Source organism: Pseudomonas sp. CC120222-01a (genome assembly GCF_003097235.1).
Classification (GTDB): Bacteria; Pseudomonadota; Gammaproteobacteria; order Pseudomonadales; family Pseudomonadaceae; genus Aquipseudomonas.
This window is the reverse complement of the sequence record NZ_QEQQ01000001.1, coordinates 281394-296563: the sequence shown is the minus strand read 5'-3', so window position 1 is coordinate 296563 and position 15170 is coordinate 281394. Positions and strand designations below refer to the sequence as shown.

13 protein-coding genes are annotated in these 15170 nt (G+C 63.3%); 4 read left to right on the top strand and 9 right to left on the bottom strand.

Annotated elements, in window-relative coordinates; all coding sequences use genetic code 11:
• Positions 1 to 37: 37 nt before the first annotated feature.
• Positions 38 to 1186 (bottom strand): M14-type cytosolic carboxypeptidase, encoded by a 1149-nt coding sequence (locus tag N430_RS01410; RefSeq protein WP_110631748.1) that lies wholly within the window; start codon positions 1184 to 1186, stop codon positions 38 to 40.
• A 197-nt stretch (positions 1187 to 1383) separates the two neighbouring features.
• Here N430_RS01410 and N430_RS01405 point away from each other — a divergent pair, with 197 nt between their 5' ends.
• Positions 1384 to 2595 carry an MFS transporter gene (locus N430_RS01405; protein ID WP_110631751.1) on the top strand — a complete coding sequence of 404 codons (1212 nt, stop codon included), beginning with the start codon at positions 1384 to 1386 and terminating at the stop codon, positions 2593 to 2595.
• A 1-nt stretch (position 2596) separates the two neighbouring features.
• Here N430_RS01405 and N430_RS01400 read toward each other — a convergent pair whose 3' ends face one another.
• Together N430_RS01400 and N430_RS01395 are read right to left on the bottom strand one after the other, a co-directional pair.
• A complete protein-coding gene (locus tag N430_RS01400; protein ID WP_110631754.1) occupies positions 2597 to 3112 on the bottom strand; it encodes a DUF4880 domain-containing protein in 516 nt (171 codons plus the stop codon).
• 431 nt (positions 3113 to 3543) lie between these two features.
• On the bottom strand, positions 3544 to 3855 hold the full coding sequence (locus N430_RS01395) for a DUF6124 family protein (protein ID WP_110631757.1): 312 nt from the start codon (positions 3853 to 3855) through the stop codon (positions 3544 to 3546).
• Between the two features lie 130 nt (positions 3856 to 3985).
• On the opposite strand from N430_RS01395, the gene N430_RS01390 reads away from it, so the two are divergent.
• Positions 3986 to 4639, top strand: a complete 654-nt coding sequence (locus N430_RS01390; protein WP_110632532.1) for a S24 family peptidase — start codon at positions 3986 to 3988, stop codon at positions 4637 to 4639.
• A 137-nt stretch (positions 4640 to 4776) separates the two neighbouring features.
• Here the strand turns inward: N430_RS01390 and N430_RS01385 are convergent, their stop codons facing one another.
• Genes N430_RS01385 through N430_RS01370 form a run of 4 tightly spaced genes read right to left on the bottom strand, consistent with a single transcriptional unit; the run spans position 4777 to position 10335 of the window.
• Complete coding sequence (locus N430_RS01385; protein WP_110631760.1) at positions 4777 to 6729, bottom strand: acetyl/propionyl/methylcrotonyl-CoA carboxylase subunit alpha; 1953 nt, start codon at positions 6727 to 6729, stop codon at positions 4777 to 4779.
• Positions 6726 to 7541 (bottom strand): gamma-carboxygeranoyl-CoA hydratase, encoded by an 816-nt coding sequence (locus N430_RS01380; protein WP_110631763.1) that lies wholly within the window; start codon positions 7539 to 7541, stop codon positions 6726 to 6728. Before N430_RS01380 ends, N430_RS01385 begins: the two co-directional genes overlap by 4 nt.
• A gap of 3 nt (positions 7542 to 7544) precedes the next feature.
• The gene (locus N430_RS01375) at positions 7545 to 9152 is read right to left on the bottom strand and encodes a carboxyl transferase domain-containing protein (RefSeq protein WP_110631766.1); all 1608 of its coding nucleotides are present in this window, start codon (positions 9150 to 9152) and stop codon (positions 7545 to 7547) included.
• A gap of 19 nt (positions 9153 to 9171) precedes the next feature.
• Positions 9172 to 10335, bottom strand: a complete 1164-nt coding sequence (locus N430_RS01370) for an isovaleryl-CoA dehydrogenase (protein ID WP_110631769.1) — start codon at positions 10333 to 10335, stop codon at positions 9172 to 9174.
• A gap of 323 nt (positions 10336 to 10658) precedes the next feature.
• Between N430_RS01370 and N430_RS01360 the strand changes: the two genes are divergently transcribed.
• Positions 10659 to 12341: an AMP-binding protein gene (locus N430_RS01360; protein WP_110631772.1), complete on the top strand. Its 1683-nt coding sequence runs from the start codon at positions 10659 to 10661 to the stop codon at positions 12339 to 12341.
• Between the two features lie 98 nt (positions 12342 to 12439).
• On the opposite strand, the gene N430_RS01350 is transcribed toward N430_RS01360, so the two are convergent.
• Together N430_RS01350 and N430_RS29395 are read right to left on the bottom strand one after the other, a co-directional pair.
• Complete coding sequence (locus tag N430_RS01350) at positions 12440 to 12676, bottom strand: hypothetical protein (RefSeq protein ID WP_110631775.1); 237 nt, start codon at positions 12674 to 12676, stop codon at positions 12440 to 12442.
• A gap of 96 nt (positions 12677 to 12772) precedes the next feature.
• On the bottom strand, positions 12773 to 12934 hold the full coding sequence (locus N430_RS29395; protein ID WP_165837328.1) for a hypothetical protein: 162 nt from the start codon (positions 12932 to 12934) through the stop codon (positions 12773 to 12775).
• Positions 12935 to 13074: 140 nt separating this feature from the next.
• On the opposite strand from N430_RS29395, the gene N430_RS01345 reads away from it, so the two are divergent.
• Positions 13075 to 15093: an alpha-1,4-glucan--maltose-1-phosphate maltosyltransferase gene (locus tag N430_RS01345; protein WP_110631778.1), complete on the top strand. Its 2019-nt coding sequence runs from the start codon at positions 13075 to 13077 to the stop codon at positions 15091 to 15093.
• Positions 15094 to 15170 lie beyond the last annotated feature (77 nt).

Genomic DNA, 15170 nt, shown 5'->3' with positions numbered 1-15170 from the left:
CCCTTCGCGGGCAAGCCCGCGAAGAGGCCGGTCCTGCTCAGCGCAGATCGTCGACCACTTTCAGCAATGTCTCCAGCACCGCCCCGGCCAACGCCTTGGACCGCGCCCCTGACCACTGGGCCACCGGCTCCGGCGCATCCTCATGGTCCTTGAACGGCATCTCCAGGGTCAGCGACAGGCAGTCATACGCCATCCCCACCGCATTGCACGCCAGCGTGGTATTCGCCTGCCCCGGCTCGTCCCGCGTGTAGCCATGCACCGTCTGGAAGTCCTGGGTCACGCTGCACAAGGTCGTGCGGAACTGCTCTTCCAGCTTGGCCAGTCGTGGCGTGTACCCCGGGTTACCCTCGCAGGCCGCGGTGAACACATGGGGGATTTCCTCATCCCCATGCACGTCGATGAACGCATCCACCCCGTACTGCTTCATCTGCGCCTGAGCAAAGAACACCTCCGGGCTGAACTCGACACTGGCATCCTGCCAGGCCCGGTTCAGGTCCTTGCCCTTGAAGTTGGTGCGCAGATGGCCGAGGAAGGCGCCATCCGGGTTCATGTTCGGGATGAGGTACAGGTCGGCCTTGGCCAGCAGTTGCTGCACCGTCGGGTCATTGCCTTGCAGCCGGTCGATCACCCCTTCCATGAACCACTCGGCCATGTGCTCGCCCGGGTGCTGCTGGGCAATCAGCCACAACTTGCGCTTGCCCGCCGCGCCGTCACCGGCACGCAGCAGCGGGATATCCCGGCCTTGCACGCTGCGGCCGTGGGCCAGCAGTTCGACGCCAGGGATTTGCTGGGCACGTTCGATCAGCTGGTTGTGGCGGGCGCGAGGGTAGGGCTCGAAATAGGCGAACCAGACTTGCTCCTGCTCGGCCTTCAGTTCGAAGTGCAGCGCCTTGCCATCGAACTGGCTAGGCACGCGGAACCAGGTCTGCTGGTCGTAGGAGGCCACGGCGTTGTAGCCGCTCCAGGCATTCTTGTAGGAAGACTCGCTGGCGTTGTCCAGGCTGAAGCGGTGGACCTGGCCCGGGGTGAGGCCGCTGACCTTGAAGTGGAACCACTGGAAGTGGCCGCTGTTCGTGTCCGGGCGGATGGCCAGGTGCACCTGGGCCGGGTTGCTGGCATCCAGGATCAGGATGTTGCCGGAATCGAAATCGCAGTCGATTTGCAGGGGGGACAGCGTCACGGTCATGGGCGGGCTCCTTGGGATTTGTTGTGGGGGTACTGTACACCGCTTGAGAGGACGTGTGCGGGTGAGTATCAGGCTCACGAAGCCAGAGGTGCTGGAACTTTCCTACAGATATTTAGGGATTTTCGCTCTGTATTTTGTCTTGTACATCTTGCTCGAATACATCCCAATTTATCTGTTTGAAATTGAGGGTTGGTTACATGGATAGGCAAGACGCTTCGCAGTCCACTAGTTGCTATGTTTTATTACTCTTTCTCATCAGCCTGCTGGGTGTATTTCCGCTAGATGTCATTTTGCCCTCTGTGCCTTCGCTCGCCCAGGACTTTGGTGTCGATGCACAGTACATTGCATATTCGATCAGCCTGTTCGCCATCGGTGTAGCCATTTCACAATCCTTCATCGGTCCGTTCTCCGACCGGATGGGTCGAAAACGTCTGCTGATTGCGGGTCTATTGGTTTCCATCGCAGGTGCGGCGGGATGCATAGTCACAACCAGTTACGAAGGCTTCATGGCTTTTCGTTTACTACAGGCGTTGGGCTGCGGGTGCTTCGTGCTTAGCCAAGCCTTGGTGCAGGATAAGTTCAGTGGTCAGCAGCGCAATGCGATGCGTATCCTGATGACCAGCGCAAGTGGCTTGTTTATTTCTTTATCGCCGCTTGCAGGCAGCGTGATCCAGCAGTATCTCGGGTGGGCAGGCAGCTTTCAGGTCTTTGTGGTGCTAGCCGTTATTGTGATGGTGCTTGCATTGAAGTTATTGCAAGAGAAACCGACATCACCTGGCAGTGCAGGTGTATTGAATAGTTATCAGGTTTTGCTCAAGGACCGCGTCTTTCTCGTCAGCTCGCTATTTTCTTGCTTGGCGTTCGCCTGCCATTTTTCATTTGTGGTCGTCTCGCCATTGTTGCTCATCGAGCACCTGGGCCTGACGGAGTTCGCCTTCTCCATGGTATTTCCCGGTTATGGGCTGGCGTACCTGATCAGCGGCTTCATCGCCAGCTGGCTGAATGGCCGCATGGGGATGCAGGCGCAGGTTGGTTGGGGGTTCGCACTCATCGGTCTGGCTGGGGTTGCGCTCTGCCTGGTTCTTACCCTGCATGAGCTCGAGGTTCTCAGTCTTCTGCTTCCATTGGTGCTCTGTACCATCGGTACAACCCTCGTTCGGCCAGCTGCAACAACTCATGCGCTGGGCCGGCACCCAGAGCGGGCAGGTGCAGCGGCTTCGCTCAACAATACGATGCTGTTTGCATTCGGTGGGGGCGCCAGCATGCTGGTGGCTTCGATCAGTGGCAGCTTGCCGATGAGTCTGGCGCTCGGCTTTATTGCTTCCAGCCTTGCAGGCTGGTATTTGCTCGTCTATCTGAAAGGTTTGAAGCGTAAAGCGCGGGTGGCTGCGGCCCCGGCGGCTATGTAAATCAGGCCCAATAGCCAAACAGCAGAACCGCCGCCACACCCAAACCAACCGCTACCGAACACCCACCCACCGAAATCGCCGCACGCCCTTGCCGATACCAGCCATCCTGCCCCAGCTCCCGCGCCGGGGCGAGCAGGCTGCGCCAGCGCAGCTCGGTGTCATGAAACGCCTGCAAATGCGCAGGTGCCGCATCCAGCCAGCGGCGAAAATCGATGCGCTCGCACGACGTCACGTCTGGGCTCTGCAACCGTACATACCATTGCCCGGCCACACTGGCCAACGCATCCCCGCGTGGTTGTACCACCTGCAGGGCCTGGTTCATGTTGCGTTCGATGCTGAGCAGCGGGAGGTCGAGGCGTTTGGCGATGCTGGCGAAGTCCAGCTGATCGAGGCGGTTGAGCAGGAACACTTGCTGCACGCGCCGGGGCAGGCGCTTGAGTGCGAACAGCAGCTCAGTCTCGGCAGCCTGCTCGCGGGAAGGCGTGGGATGCTCAAGGGGCAGCAGCAGACGGCTCATGGACAGCTCCTTGCTCGGGGTAGGGGTGGGGGCATCGTCCTTGATGCAGAAACAGCGTAGTCAAAACGAGATTGATTCTCAAGTGCTGATTCCGCAAAGATTTGTAATGAGCATTCACGCTCTGAAACACTTTTGCTATCATGCGCGCCATCAACGATCTTCATTAGCCTGAAGAGCCAAAAAAAATGACCCGGCAAAAAGCCGGGTCAAAAACCGTGATTAGCCTGATGAGGAGATAATCTGGAGCGACCTAAGCTCCGGGTTATCCAGCAGATCTCGCGATCAGCTGAGTGCAATAATAATCGTTATCATTTGCCAGTCAAATGATTTTTCAGTTATCCGGTGAAAAATTTTACCGGTGCACTGCCTCATCCCGGTAAACGGGGCCTTTCGCCGGTATCCGGCCATCACGTTTCTCCCTTCTTTTTTGCCTATAAGCCGTTCTGCAGGGCGCGTCTGTGCTCCAGCAGGGCTCTGGCCATGTCGATCATGTGCATCAGTGCGAACGTCAGCTCGCGGGTGCTGCCTTCCTGGTGGGTGGCGGTTTCGTGGGCAGTGGCGGCGGCGCAGCGCAGCAGCTCGATGGCGTGGTCCTGGGCCTGCTCGGCGGTGACGCCTTCGTGCAGGGTCCAGATCCGGTTATGCGCGCTGGGGCGTGTTGGGTTGGGGTTCAGGTAGTAATCGAGGGCGCGGCGGGCTGCTTCGCTGTCGAGATCTGTTACATCGTCTTTCGGTGCTTTCATCGCGGTACCTGCTGATTTCCCTTCAAACACAATGAATGTCGAGGATAGGTCAATCTGTACTATATATCTCGCCTGAGATAATTCAGGATGTGTATTGAAGCGGCTAGTACAGTCCGTATTGTTTGCGCTCATGGAAAATTGGAACGCATTTCTCAAGCGCTACAAGCGCGAACACAACCTCAGCCAGCTAAAGCTTGCGGAGCGCCTGGCCATGACCCAAGGCGGCGTCGGCCACTGGCTACGTGGAACCCGACGGCCGACGCTGGCGACCATCAATGAGAAGCTGGACAAGCTCGGGCTGGTGTACCTGGAGGCCCAGGTGATGGTGGTGGAGCGCGACATGGTGCGCGAACCTCAGGCTGCCTATGCTGCCGAGAGGCCTCTGTCTGCTGAGGCACTGCGCTATGCGAGCTTTCGTTTCCCGGTGCTGACGTGGGCTGATCTACAGGGGCCATTGCCAGATACCAGCGAAATCAGCGAGCAGACCGACTATATGCCGGCAGGTAATGCGTTCTGGCTGGCGGTGGAAAACGATTCGATGAATGCGGCCAGTGGTAAGAGTGTGCCGGAGGGTATGCGCATCTTGGTCGATACCGGGCTGCCAGCGGAGCCGGGCAGGTTGGTCATTGCTCGGCAGCCTGGGCGCTCGGCGGTTCTGAGGCAATTGATCGAGGAGGGCGGGGAGCGCATGTTGAAGCCGCTCAATACCCGTTATCCGACGGTCTTGTGCGAGGAATGCTGCGAGTTTCTCGGGGTAGTCGTGCGGGTGCACGGAGCCTTCTAGAGTGCCGGGGCTGCTGCGCAGCCCTTTCGCGACACAAGGCCGCTCCCACAGGGACCGCGCAAGTCTTGAACCTGGCGCTGAACCTGTGGGAGCGGCCTTGTGTCGCGAAAGGGCCGCAAAGCGGCCCCTTCTATGTCTCACTCGGTCAATTCGACCAGCACCGTCCCTTCGCTGACCATATCCCCTTCTTGGCAGAACAGCGCCTTCACTGTCCCACCATGGGGTGCACGAATGCTGTGCTCCATCTTCATGGCTTCCAGCACCACCAGTGCAGTTCCGGCCTCCACCACCTGCCCAGGCTCCACCAGCACCCGCACGATGCTGCCGTTCATCGGCGCACCGAGCCCGCCCTGATGGCAGTGGCTGGCCTCAGCCTCGGCGATCGGGTCGAAGGCTTCGACGGCATGCATTTCGCCGTCCCAGCGCAGGAACAGCGTGCCCTCGCGACGTACCGCCAGATAGCGACGACGGATACCGTCCTGGTCATGGCCCAGCTGTTCGCCTTCCAGCTGCCAGGTCGAAGCGGCGTTGTGCTCTAGGGCAACCGCCTGGCTTTCGCCACCACTGGCCAGATGCAGGCTGCTGCGCGCCGGCAGCCCCAGGCGCAGGCCATTGCGCTCGGCCCACGGTGAACGGCCATCGTCGGCCCGCTGGTGCGGCGCCTGGCCTTGCAGCCAGGCTTCTGCTGCGGCCTCCCAGAAGCCCGCAGGCAGCGACTGGGGGGCTGGCAGCAGCACGTCCTGATGCCGGGGAATGAAGCCGGTATCCAGTTCTGCGGCGGCAAAGGACGGGTGGGCCAGAATGCGCCGCAGGAAAGCAATGTTGGTCTTAAGCCCACCAATGGCGAATTCATCGAGCATGGCCAGCAAGCGCAGGCGCGCCTGCTCGCGGTCCTGGCCCCAGGCGATCAGTTTGCCCAGCATCGGGTCGTAGAACGGCGACACCACATCGCCTTCGCTGACTCCGCTGTCCACCCGGCGGCCTTCGCCCGGTGTCGACTCGCGGTACAGCGTCAGCGTGCCAGTGGCCGGCAGGAATTCATTGGCCGGATCTTCGGCATACAGCCGCACCTCGATGGCATGGCCGATCAGCGGCACCTGGTCCTGGGTGATCGGCAGCGGCTCACCGCAAGCCACGCGAATCTGCCAGGCCACCAGATCGAGGCCGGTGATGGCTTCGGTGACCGGGTGTTCGACCTGCAGGCGGGTGTTCATCTCCATGAAGAAGAACTCGCCACGAGCATCGAGCAGGAACTCGACGGTGCCGGCACCGACATAGCCAATGGCTTGGGCCGCACGCACCGCTGCTTCGCCCATGGCCCGACGCAGCTCAGGCGACAGGCCCGGCGCTGGCGCTTCCTCGACCACCTTCTGGTGCCGACGCTGGATCGAGCAGTCACGCTCGTTAAGGTACAGGCAGTTGCCGTGCTGGTCGGCGAACACCTGGATTTCCACATGGCGTGGCTTGAGCACGTACTTTTCCACCAGCATGCGCGCATCGCCGAACGACGACTGCGCCTCACGCTGGGCCGAGGCCAGGGCGTCGGCCAGTTGGCTTTCGTCCTCGACCACTTTCATGCCCTTGCCGCCACCCCCGGCGCTGGCCTTGAGCAGCACCGGGTAGCCGATGCGCTCGGCGGCGGCGCGGAAGGTATCCAGGTCTTGCGCTTCACCGTGGTAGCCGGGCACCAGCGGCACGCCGGCGTCTTCCATCAGGGCCTTGGCCGCCGACTTGCTGCCCATGGCATCGATGGCACTGGCCGGTGGGCCGAGGAAGATCAGCCCGGCCTGTTCGATGGCGCGGGCAAAACCCGCATTCTCGGACAGGAAGCCGTAGCCCGGGTGAATGGCCTGGGCGCCGCTGGCCTTGGCTGCGGCGAGGATCTTGTCGACCACCAGATAGCTATCGGCGGCCTTGCTCCCGCCGAGGTCGACGCGGATATCCGCTTCGCGGCTGTGGCGAGCGTCACGGTCGGTGGCGCTGTGCACGGCGACAGTGGTCAGGCCCATGGCCTTGGCGGTGCGCATCACCCGGCAGGCGATTTCGCCACGGTTGGCGACCAGCAGGGTGGTCAAAGCGGGGCGGCTCATGGGCGCGGCTCCTTCTTGTCGTCGGTTTGCCAGGCCGGGCGGCGTTTTTCCAGGAAGGCGCGCAAGCCCTCCTGGCCTTCGGCGCTGACCCGGATGCGGGCGATGGTGTTTTCACAGTAGCGGCGCAGGGCCGGGCTGAGTTCGCCATCGTCCACTTCGCGCAGCAGGTCCTTGGTGGCGCGCAGTGCTTGCGGGCTGTTCTGCAGCATATTGCTCACCCAGGCTTCGACCTGTGCATCCAGCTCGCTGGCCAGGTACACCTCGGCCAACAGGCCCAGCTCGCGGGCCCGCACGCCGCTGAAGCGCTCGGCGGTCAGGGCGTAGCGGCGCGCGGCGCGTTCGCCGATGGCCTTGACCACGAACGGGCTGATCACTGCCGGGGCCAGGCCGATGCGCACTTCCGACAGGCACAGCTGGGCGTCTTCGGCGCCGATGGCCATGTCACAGCAACTGATCAGGCCCAGCGCGCCACCAAAGGCCGCGCCTTGCACCACGGCCAGAGTCGGCGCCTTGAGGCGGTGCAGGGCGTACATCAGCTCGCCGAGCTCGCGTGCGTCATCCAGGTTGGTGTTGAAGTCCAGCTGCGCCGATTGCTGCATCCAGGCCAGGTCGGCACCGGCACTGAAGTGCCGGCCGCGGCCACGCAGCACCAGGAAACGCAGGCTGGCGTCTTCGGCCAGCTGGTCGAGGGCGACGATCAGCTCGCGGATCATCAGCGCGTTGAAGGCGTTGTTCTTGTCCTCGCGGCTCAGCCACAGGGTGGCGAAGCCACGTGGGTCGCGAATCACTTCGAGGGTGCTGAAATCGCTCATGGGTCACATCCGGAAAATGCCGAAGCGGCTCTGTTCGATCGGGGCGTTCAGCGCGGCGGACAACGCCAGGCCGAGCACATCGCGGGTTTGCGCCGGGTCGATGACACCGTCGTCCCACAGGCGGGCGCTGGAGTAGTAGGGGTGGCCCTGGTGCTCGTACTGGTCGAGGATCGGTTGCTTTAGCTTGGCCTCGTCTTCGGCGCTGAAGGCCTGGCCGCTGCGTTCGCTCTGCTCGCGCTTGACCTGGGCCAGCACCCCGGCGGCCTGCTCGGCGCCCATCACGCCGATGCGGGCGTTGGGCCACATCCACAGGAAGCGTGGGTCGTAGGCGCGGCCGCACATGCCGTAGTTGCCAGCGCCGAAGCTGCCACCGATGATCACCGTGAACTTCGGCACCTGGGCGCAGGCCACGGCGGTGACCAGCTTGGCGCCGTGCTTGGCGATACCGCCTTCTTCGTACTTCTTGCCGACCATGAAACCGGTGATGTTCTGCAGGAACAGCAGCGGGATGCCGCGCTGGCAGGCCAGTTCGATGAAGTGCGCGCCTTTTTGCGCGGCCTCGGCGAAGAGGATGCCGTTGTTGGCCAGGATCGCCACCGGGTAGCCGTGCAGGTGGGCGAAGCCGCACACCAGGGTGGTGCCGAACAGCGCCTTGAACTCATCGAACGCCGAGCCGTCGACCAGCCGCGCAATCACTTCGCGCACGTCGAACGGCTGCTTGGCATCGGCCGGCACCACGCCATACAGCTCGTCGGCGTTGTACAGCGGTGCCACCGGCGCCTGGCGCTGCAGCTTGCCGAGCTTGTGCCAGTTGAGGTTGGCCACGCTGCGCCGGGCGATGGCCAGGGCGTGCTCGTCGTTGTCGGCGTAGTGGTCGGCGACGCCGCTGGTACGGCAGTGCACGTCGGCGCCGCCGAGGTCTTCGGCGCTCACCACTTCACCGGTCGCCGCCTTCACCAGCGGCGGGCCGGCGAGGAAGATGGTCGCTTGCTGGCGGACCATGATCGCTTCGTCGGCCATGGCGGGCACATAGGCGCCGCCCGCGGTGCACGAGCCCATCACCACGGCGATCTGCGGGATGCCCAGGGCACTCATGTTGGCCTGGTTGAAGAAGATCCGCCCGAAGTGTTCGCGGTCAGGGAACACTTCATCCTGGCGTGGCAGGTTGGCGCCGCCGGAGTCCACCAGGTAGATGCACGGCAGGCGGTTCTGCAGGGCGATGGTCTGTGCGCGCAGGTGCTTCTTCACCGTCAGCGGGTAGTAGGAGCCGCCTTTGACCGTGGCGTCGTTGGCCACGATCATGCATTCCACGCCTTCGACGCGGCCGATGCCGGCGATCACGCCTGCGGCCGGCACGTCCTCGCCGTACACCTCATGGGCGGCCAGTTGGCCGATTTCGAGGAACGGCGAGCCCGGATCGAGCAGGCGGTCGATGCGCTCGCGCGGCAGCAGCTTGCCCCGCGAGGTGTGCCGCTCCTGTGCCTTGGGCCCGCCGCCCTGAGCCACCTGGGCGAGCAGGCCACGCAGGGCCTGGACTTGTTCGAGCATGGCCGCGCTGTTGTCGGCGAACTCCGCCGAACGCGGGTTGATCTGGGTGTGCAAGGTAGCCATGTGCGCCCGTCCCTTGTGCTCAGCGGGTTTCGTTGAACAGTTCGCGGCCGATCAGCATCCGGCGGATTTCGCTGGTGCCGGCACCGATCTCGTACAGCTTGGCGTCGCGCAGCAGGCGGCCAGCCGGGAATTCGTTGATGTAGCCGTTGCCGCCGAGGATCTGGATCGCTTCCAGGGCCATTTGCGTGGCGCGTTCGGCGGTGTAGAGGATCACCCCGGCGGCGTCCTTGCGGGTGGTCTCGCCACGGTCGCAGGCCTGGGCCACGGCATACAGGTAGGCGCGGCTGGCATTGAGCTGGGTGTACATGTCGGCGATCTTGCCCTGGATCAGCTGGAACTCACCGATGCTCTGGCCGAACTGCTTGCGGTCGTGGATGTACGGCACCACCAGGTCCATGCAGCTTTGCATGATGCCGGTCGGGCCGCCGGACAGCACCACGCGCTCGTAGTCCAGGCCACTCATCAGCACGCGCACGCCACCGTTCAGCTGGCCGAGGATGTTTTCTTCCGGCACTTCGACGCCGTCGAAGAACAGCTCGCAAGTGTTGGAGCCGCGCATGCCCAGCTTGTCGAACTTGTTGCTGCGGCTGAAGCCTTTCCAGTCACGTTCGACGATGAACGCGGTGATGCCGTGGGCGCCCTTGTCCAGGTCGGTCTTGGCGTAGATCACGTAGGTGTTGGCGTCGGGGCCGTTGGTGATCCAGGTCTTGCTGCCGTTGAGCACGTAGTGGTCGCCACGTTTTTCGGCGCGCAGTTTCATCGACACCACGTCGGAACCGGCGTTGGGCTCGCTCATGGCCAGGGCACCGATGTGCTCGCCGCTGATCAGCTTGGGCAGGTACTTGAGCTTCTGCTCGTGGGTGCCGTTGCGGTTGATCTGGTTGACGCAGAGGTTGGAGTGGGCGCCGTAGGAGAGGGCGACCGAGGCCGAGCCGCGGCTGATTTCTTCCATCGACACCACGTGGGCCAGGTAGCCCAGGCCGGCGCCGCCGTATTCTTCCGACACGGTGATACCCAGCAGCCCCATGTCGCCGAACTTGCGCCACATGTCGGCGGGGAACAGGTTGTCATGGTCGATCTGCGCGGCGCGCGGGGCCAGTTCGGCGGCAACGAAGGTGCGCACCTGGTCGCGGAGCATGTCGATGGTTTCGCCCAGGGCGAAGTTCAGGGTGGGGTAATGCATGCTGGGGCACCTTGTTGTTCTTGAAATATGGGTAACACCGTAGCTCAAGGATCCGGCACCGAACCCTGTGGGAGCGGGCTTGCCCGCGAATGTATCAGCAGGACCACCGTCATTGCCTGAGTGATCGCATTCGCGGGCAAGCCCGCTCCCACAGGGTTCGGCGTCAAGCCTGGGGTCGGTGTCGTTTGTCACCTTTACGTTAACGTAAACCTGCCTTCGGTCACTGTCAATCGGCTCATCACCTTTACGTAAACGTAAATCTGCGCCAGAGTATTCCCTGCTCGCTTCAGCCGTGCCCAGAACAACCACAAGAAGGGACACCCATGAGTCAACCAAGCTACACCCGCGGCCGTCAGGACCAACCGCTGCTGACCCTGACCATCGGCCAGGCCTTCGATGCCACCGTGGCTCGCTGTGCCGACGGCGAAGCGCTGGTGGTGCGCCACCAGGGCGTGCGCTACAGCTGGCGGCAGCTGGCCGAACAGGTCGACCTGCATGCCCGTGCCCTGATGGCCCTGGGCGTGAACACTGGCGACCGGGTCGGCATCTGGTCGCCCAACTGCGCCCAGTGGTGCATCCTGCAGCTGGCCAGCGCCAAGGTCGGCGCGATCCTGGTCAACATCAACCCGGCCTATCGCGTGGGTGAACTGGAGTACGTACTACGCCAGTCCGGCTGCCGCTGGCTGGTGTGTGCCGATGCCTTCAAGACCTCCGATTACCATGCCATGGTTCAGGAGCTGGTACCGGACTTGGCGACCACCACCCTCGGTGAGTTGGCCAGCGAACGCCTACCCGAACTGCGCGGGGTGATCAGCCTGGCGGCCAACCCGCCCAGCGGCTTCCTGCCCTGGCCGGCATTGGCCGAGCGGGCAGGGCAGGTCTCGACCGAAGCCTATGCGGCGCGTCAGCAGGGCCTGCAGTTTGACCAGCCGGTGAACATCCAGTACACCTCCGGCACCACCGGTGCGCCCAAGGGCGCCACGCTCAGCCACTACAACATCCTCAACAACGGCTTCATGGTCGGCGAAAGCCTGGGCCTGACCGAGCGTGACCGCATGGTGATCCCGGTGCCGCTGTACCACTGTTTCGGCATGGTCATGGCCAACCTCGGCTGCATCACCCACGGCAGCACCATGGTCTACCCCAACGATGCCTTCGACGCCGAACTCACCTTGCGCGCGGTGGCCGAGGAGCGTGCCAGCATCCTCTATGGCGTGCCGACCATGTTCATCGCCATGCTCGACCATCCGTCGCGCACGCAACTGGACCTGTCGACCTTGCGCAGCGGCATCATGGCCGGCGCCACCTGTCCGATCGAGGTCATGCGCCGGGTGATCGACCAGATGCACATGGCCGAAGTACAGATCGCCTATGGCATGACCGAGACCAGCCCGGTATCCCTGCAGACCGGCCCGGACGACGAACTGGAGTTGCGCGTGACCACCGTCGGCTGCACTCAGCCACAGTTGGAAACCAAGCTGGTGGACGCCGAAGGCTGCATCGTCGGCCGTGGCGAGATCGGCGAACTGTGCACCCGTGGCTACAGCGTGATGCTCGGCTACTGGGACAACCCCCAGGCCACGGCGGACGCCATCGACCCGGCCGGCTGGATGCACTCGGGCGATCTGGCAGTGATGGACGAGCAGGGCCATGTGCGCATCGTCGGGCGCAACAAGGACATGATCATTCGCGGCGGCGAGAACATCTATCCGCGGGAGTTGGAGGAGTTTTTCTACACCCATCCGGCGGTGGCCGATGCGCAGGTAGTCGGTATTCCGTGCAGCCGTTATGGCGAGGAGATCGTGGCCTGGATCAAGCTGCATCCGGGGCATAGCGCCACGGTCGAGGAATTGCAGGGCTGGTGCAAGGCGCGCATTGCGCACTTCAAGGTGCCGCGGCATTTCCGCTTCGTTGACGAGTTCCCGATGACGGTGACGGGGAAAGTGCAGAAGTTCAGGATGCGCGAGATCAGTGTGGCGGAAATTACCACTGCCACTGCCGGTTGATGTGTTGGCTTGTCCGGCCCTTTCGCGGGCACGCCCGCTCCCACAGGTACTGCGCGGTACCTGTGGGAGCGGGCGTGCCCGCGAAGAGGCCGGTAGGGTCAGCGCAGATCCATTGCCTTGCAAAGCCCCGCGGCAAGCTCGGCAACGGTCTGGTAATCACGGCGCAAGTGCACGCCGTAACGTGCCTCCAGCCCCATCAGCGCGAATTCGCATTTATCCCTGTCCTGATGCGCAAGCCAGGTTCCCAGCCACGGATCGACCACCCCGGCATCCTGCAAGTAGTCGATCACTTGTCGCTCGAATTCCATGCGCAGCCAACGGGTCGCGATATGCACGATAGGGGCTCCTTGGCATCAATAGGGAGCCCTCATCTTCAACACCGCCGGCAAACCGCGCTACTGGCAAAAATATCAGTCCGTCCTCGTCTACCCTTAAGCCTTCACCGGAGGTTCATCACTCGGCGGATCACCCACTGTCGGCGGCACGGTCGGCTTGATCGGCAACTCGTCCGGCTCTTGCTCCGGCACGGGCGGCGGCAAGCTTGGGTCGTCGATATTGGGATCGGGTGTTTCCGGTGGAATCGGGATGTTCATTGCCTGACCTCGCGTGGATGAATTGAAGAGGTGCTGCAGGCTCTGACCGCTGGCAGCTGCCGTTCGCTCAATTTTTTTGAACCCCATGCCTGTGCCCGGCTCTGAACCCTTACCGCCACCAGCCTGAGGGAGCAAGGTCGATGTCACGAAACGAGCCCTTTGAAAGCGTGCCCATGGCGAACGATCACCCGGACCAGGCCATCAGCCTGTCCCAGGCGCTGCTGGCCCCGCGCCTCGTGATCGAAGACACCCAACCCGTGCTCGAAGCCGGCACCTTCGCCGCCAAGACCGTCAGCGGCCAAGCGGTCGCAGTCAGCAGCAAGGTCTACGGCGACGGCCACGACCGCCTGGCGGTAATGCTCAACTGGCGCCAGGCCAACAGCCGCCGCTGGCACTGCGTACCGATGCAGTCGCCGGGCAACGACCTGTGGCTGGCCGAGTTCACCCCCACCGAACTGGGGCTGCACCTGTTCAGCATCGAGGCCTGGATCGACCCGTTCGCCACCTACTGTCACGACCTGGAGAAGAAGTACCACGCCGGGGTCGAGGTCAAGCTGGAGCTGGAAGAGGGCCGGCTGATGCTCGGCCAGGGTATCGACCTCAGCGAGGGCGCGCTGCGCGAAGAGATCAGTGCCCTGCAACAGCAGCTGGCTGCGCTCAAGGCCGATGACCAGGTGGCATTGTTGCTGCACCCCGACACTGCCCGGCTGATGGCCGAAGCCGAGCACCGCAGTTACCTGACCCGCAGTCGCGAATACCCCGTCGATGTCGACCGGCCGGCAGCGCTGTTCGCCAGCTGGTACGAGCTGTTCCCGCGCTCGGTCACCGACAGCCCCGAGCGCCACGGTACCTTCAACGACGTGCACGAACGCCTGCCGATGATCCGCGACATGGGCTTCGACGTGCTGTACTTCCCGCCGATCCACCCGATCGGCACCCAGCACCGCAAGGGCCGCAACAATGCTCTGCGCGCCGAGCCCGGCGACCCCGGCAGCCCTTATGCCATCGGTAGCCCCGAGGGTGGCCACGAGGCCATCCACCCGCAGCTTGGCACGCGTGAGGACTTCCGCCGGCTGGTCGCCGCCGCCGCCGAGCATGGCCTGGAAATCGCCCTGGACTTCGCCATCCAGTGCTCCCAGGACCACCCCTGGCTGAAGGAGCACCCCGGCTGGTTCAGCTGGCGCCCCGACGGCACCATTCGCTACGCCGAGAACCCGCCGAAGAAATACCAGGACATCGTCAACGTCGACTTCTACGCCGCCGACGCCGTACCGAGCCTGTGGCTGGCCCTGCGTGACGTGGTGGTCGGCTGGGTCGAAGAGGGCGTGAAGACCTTCCGCGTCGACAACCCGCACACCAAACCGCTGCCGTTCTGGCAATGGCTGATCGCCAATGTGCGCAGCCAGTACCCCGAGGTGATCTTCCTCGCCGAGGCCTTCACCAAGCCTGCGATGATGGCGCGCCTGGGCAAGGTGGGGTATGCGCAGAGCTACACCTACTTCACCTGGCGCAACAGCAAGCAGGAGCTGCGCGAATACTTCGAGGAACTCAACCAGCCGCCGTGGTGCCACTGCTACCGGCCGAACTTCTTCGTCAACACGCCAGACATCAACCCCTATTTCCTGCACACCTCGGGCCGCGCCGGGTTCCTCATCCGTGCCGCACTGGCGACCATGGGTTCGGGTTTGTGGGGCATGTATTCGGGCTTTGAACTGTGCGAAGGCACACCGCTGCCGGGCAAGGAGGAGTACCTGGATTCGGAGAAGTACGAGATCCGTCCGCGCGACTTCAACCAGCCCGGCAACATCGTCGCCGAGATTGCCCAGCTCAATCGCATCCGTCGGCAGAACCGGGCGTTGCAGACGCACCTGGGCGTGGCGTTCTTCAACTGCTGGAACGACAACATCCTGTACTTCGCCAAGCGCACGCCCGAGCGCGACAACTACATCCTGGTGGCAATCAGCCTCGACCCGCACAACGCTCAGGAGGCCAGTTTCGAGCTGCCGTTGTGGGAACTGGGGCTGGACGACAACGCCGACACCCTGGGCGAGGACCTGATGAACGGCCACCGCTGGACCTGGCATGGCAAGACCCAGTGGATGCGTATCGAGCCCTGGCACCAGCCGTTCGGCATCTGGCGCATCGAAAAGGCCCGTTAATGCAACGCGAATCTCTGTAGGAGCGGCCTTGTGTCGCGAAAGGGCTGCGAAGCGGCCCCAGGGTTTGCGTATCACAC

What these genes read in the sequence shown, in the direction of transcription:
- N430_RS01410 (WP_110631748.1), bottom strand. Translation starts at nt 1,186, where the DNA reads ATGACCGTGACGCTGTCCCCCCTGCAAATCGACTGCGATTTCGATTCC.
- N430_RS01405 (WP_110631751.1), top strand. Translation starts at nt 1,384, where the DNA reads ATGGATAGGCAAGACGCTTCGCAGTCCACTAGTTGCTATGTTTTATTA.
- N430_RS01400 (WP_110631754.1), bottom strand. Translation starts at nt 3,112, where the DNA reads ATGAGCCGTCTGCTGCTGCCCCTTGAGCATCCCACGCCTTCCCGCGAG.
- N430_RS01395 (WP_110631757.1), bottom strand. Translation starts at nt 3,855, where the DNA reads ATGAAAGCACCGAAAGACGATGTAACAGATCTCGACAGCGAAGCAGCC.
- N430_RS01390 (WP_110632532.1), top strand. Translation starts at nt 3,986, where the DNA reads ATGGAAAATTGGAACGCATTTCTCAAGCGCTACAAGCGCGAACACAAC.
- N430_RS01385 (WP_110631760.1), bottom strand. Translation starts at nt 6,729, where the DNA reads ATGAGCCGCCCCGCTTTGACCACCCTGCTGGTCGCCAACCGTGGCGAA.
- N430_RS01380 (WP_110631763.1), bottom strand. Translation starts at nt 7,541, where the DNA reads ATGAGCGATTTCAGCACCCTCGAAGTGATTCGCGACCCACGTGGCTTC.
- N430_RS01375 (WP_110631766.1), bottom strand. Translation starts at nt 9,152, where the DNA reads ATGGCTACCTTGCACACCCAGATCAACCCGCGTTCGGCGGAGTTCGCC.
- N430_RS01370 (WP_110631769.1), bottom strand. Translation starts at nt 10,335, where the DNA reads ATGCATTACCCCACCCTGAACTTCGCCCTGGGCGAAACCATCGACATG.
- N430_RS01360 (WP_110631772.1), top strand. Translation starts at nt 10,659, where the DNA reads ATGAGTCAACCAAGCTACACCCGCGGCCGTCAGGACCAACCGCTGCTG.
- N430_RS29395 (WP_165837328.1), bottom strand. Translation starts at nt 12,934, where the DNA reads ATGAACATCCCGATTCCACCGGAAACACCCGATCCCAATATCGACGAC.
- N430_RS01345 (WP_110631778.1), top strand. Translation starts at nt 13,075, where the DNA reads ATGTCACGAAACGAGCCCTTTGAAAGCGTGCCCATGGCGAACGATCAC.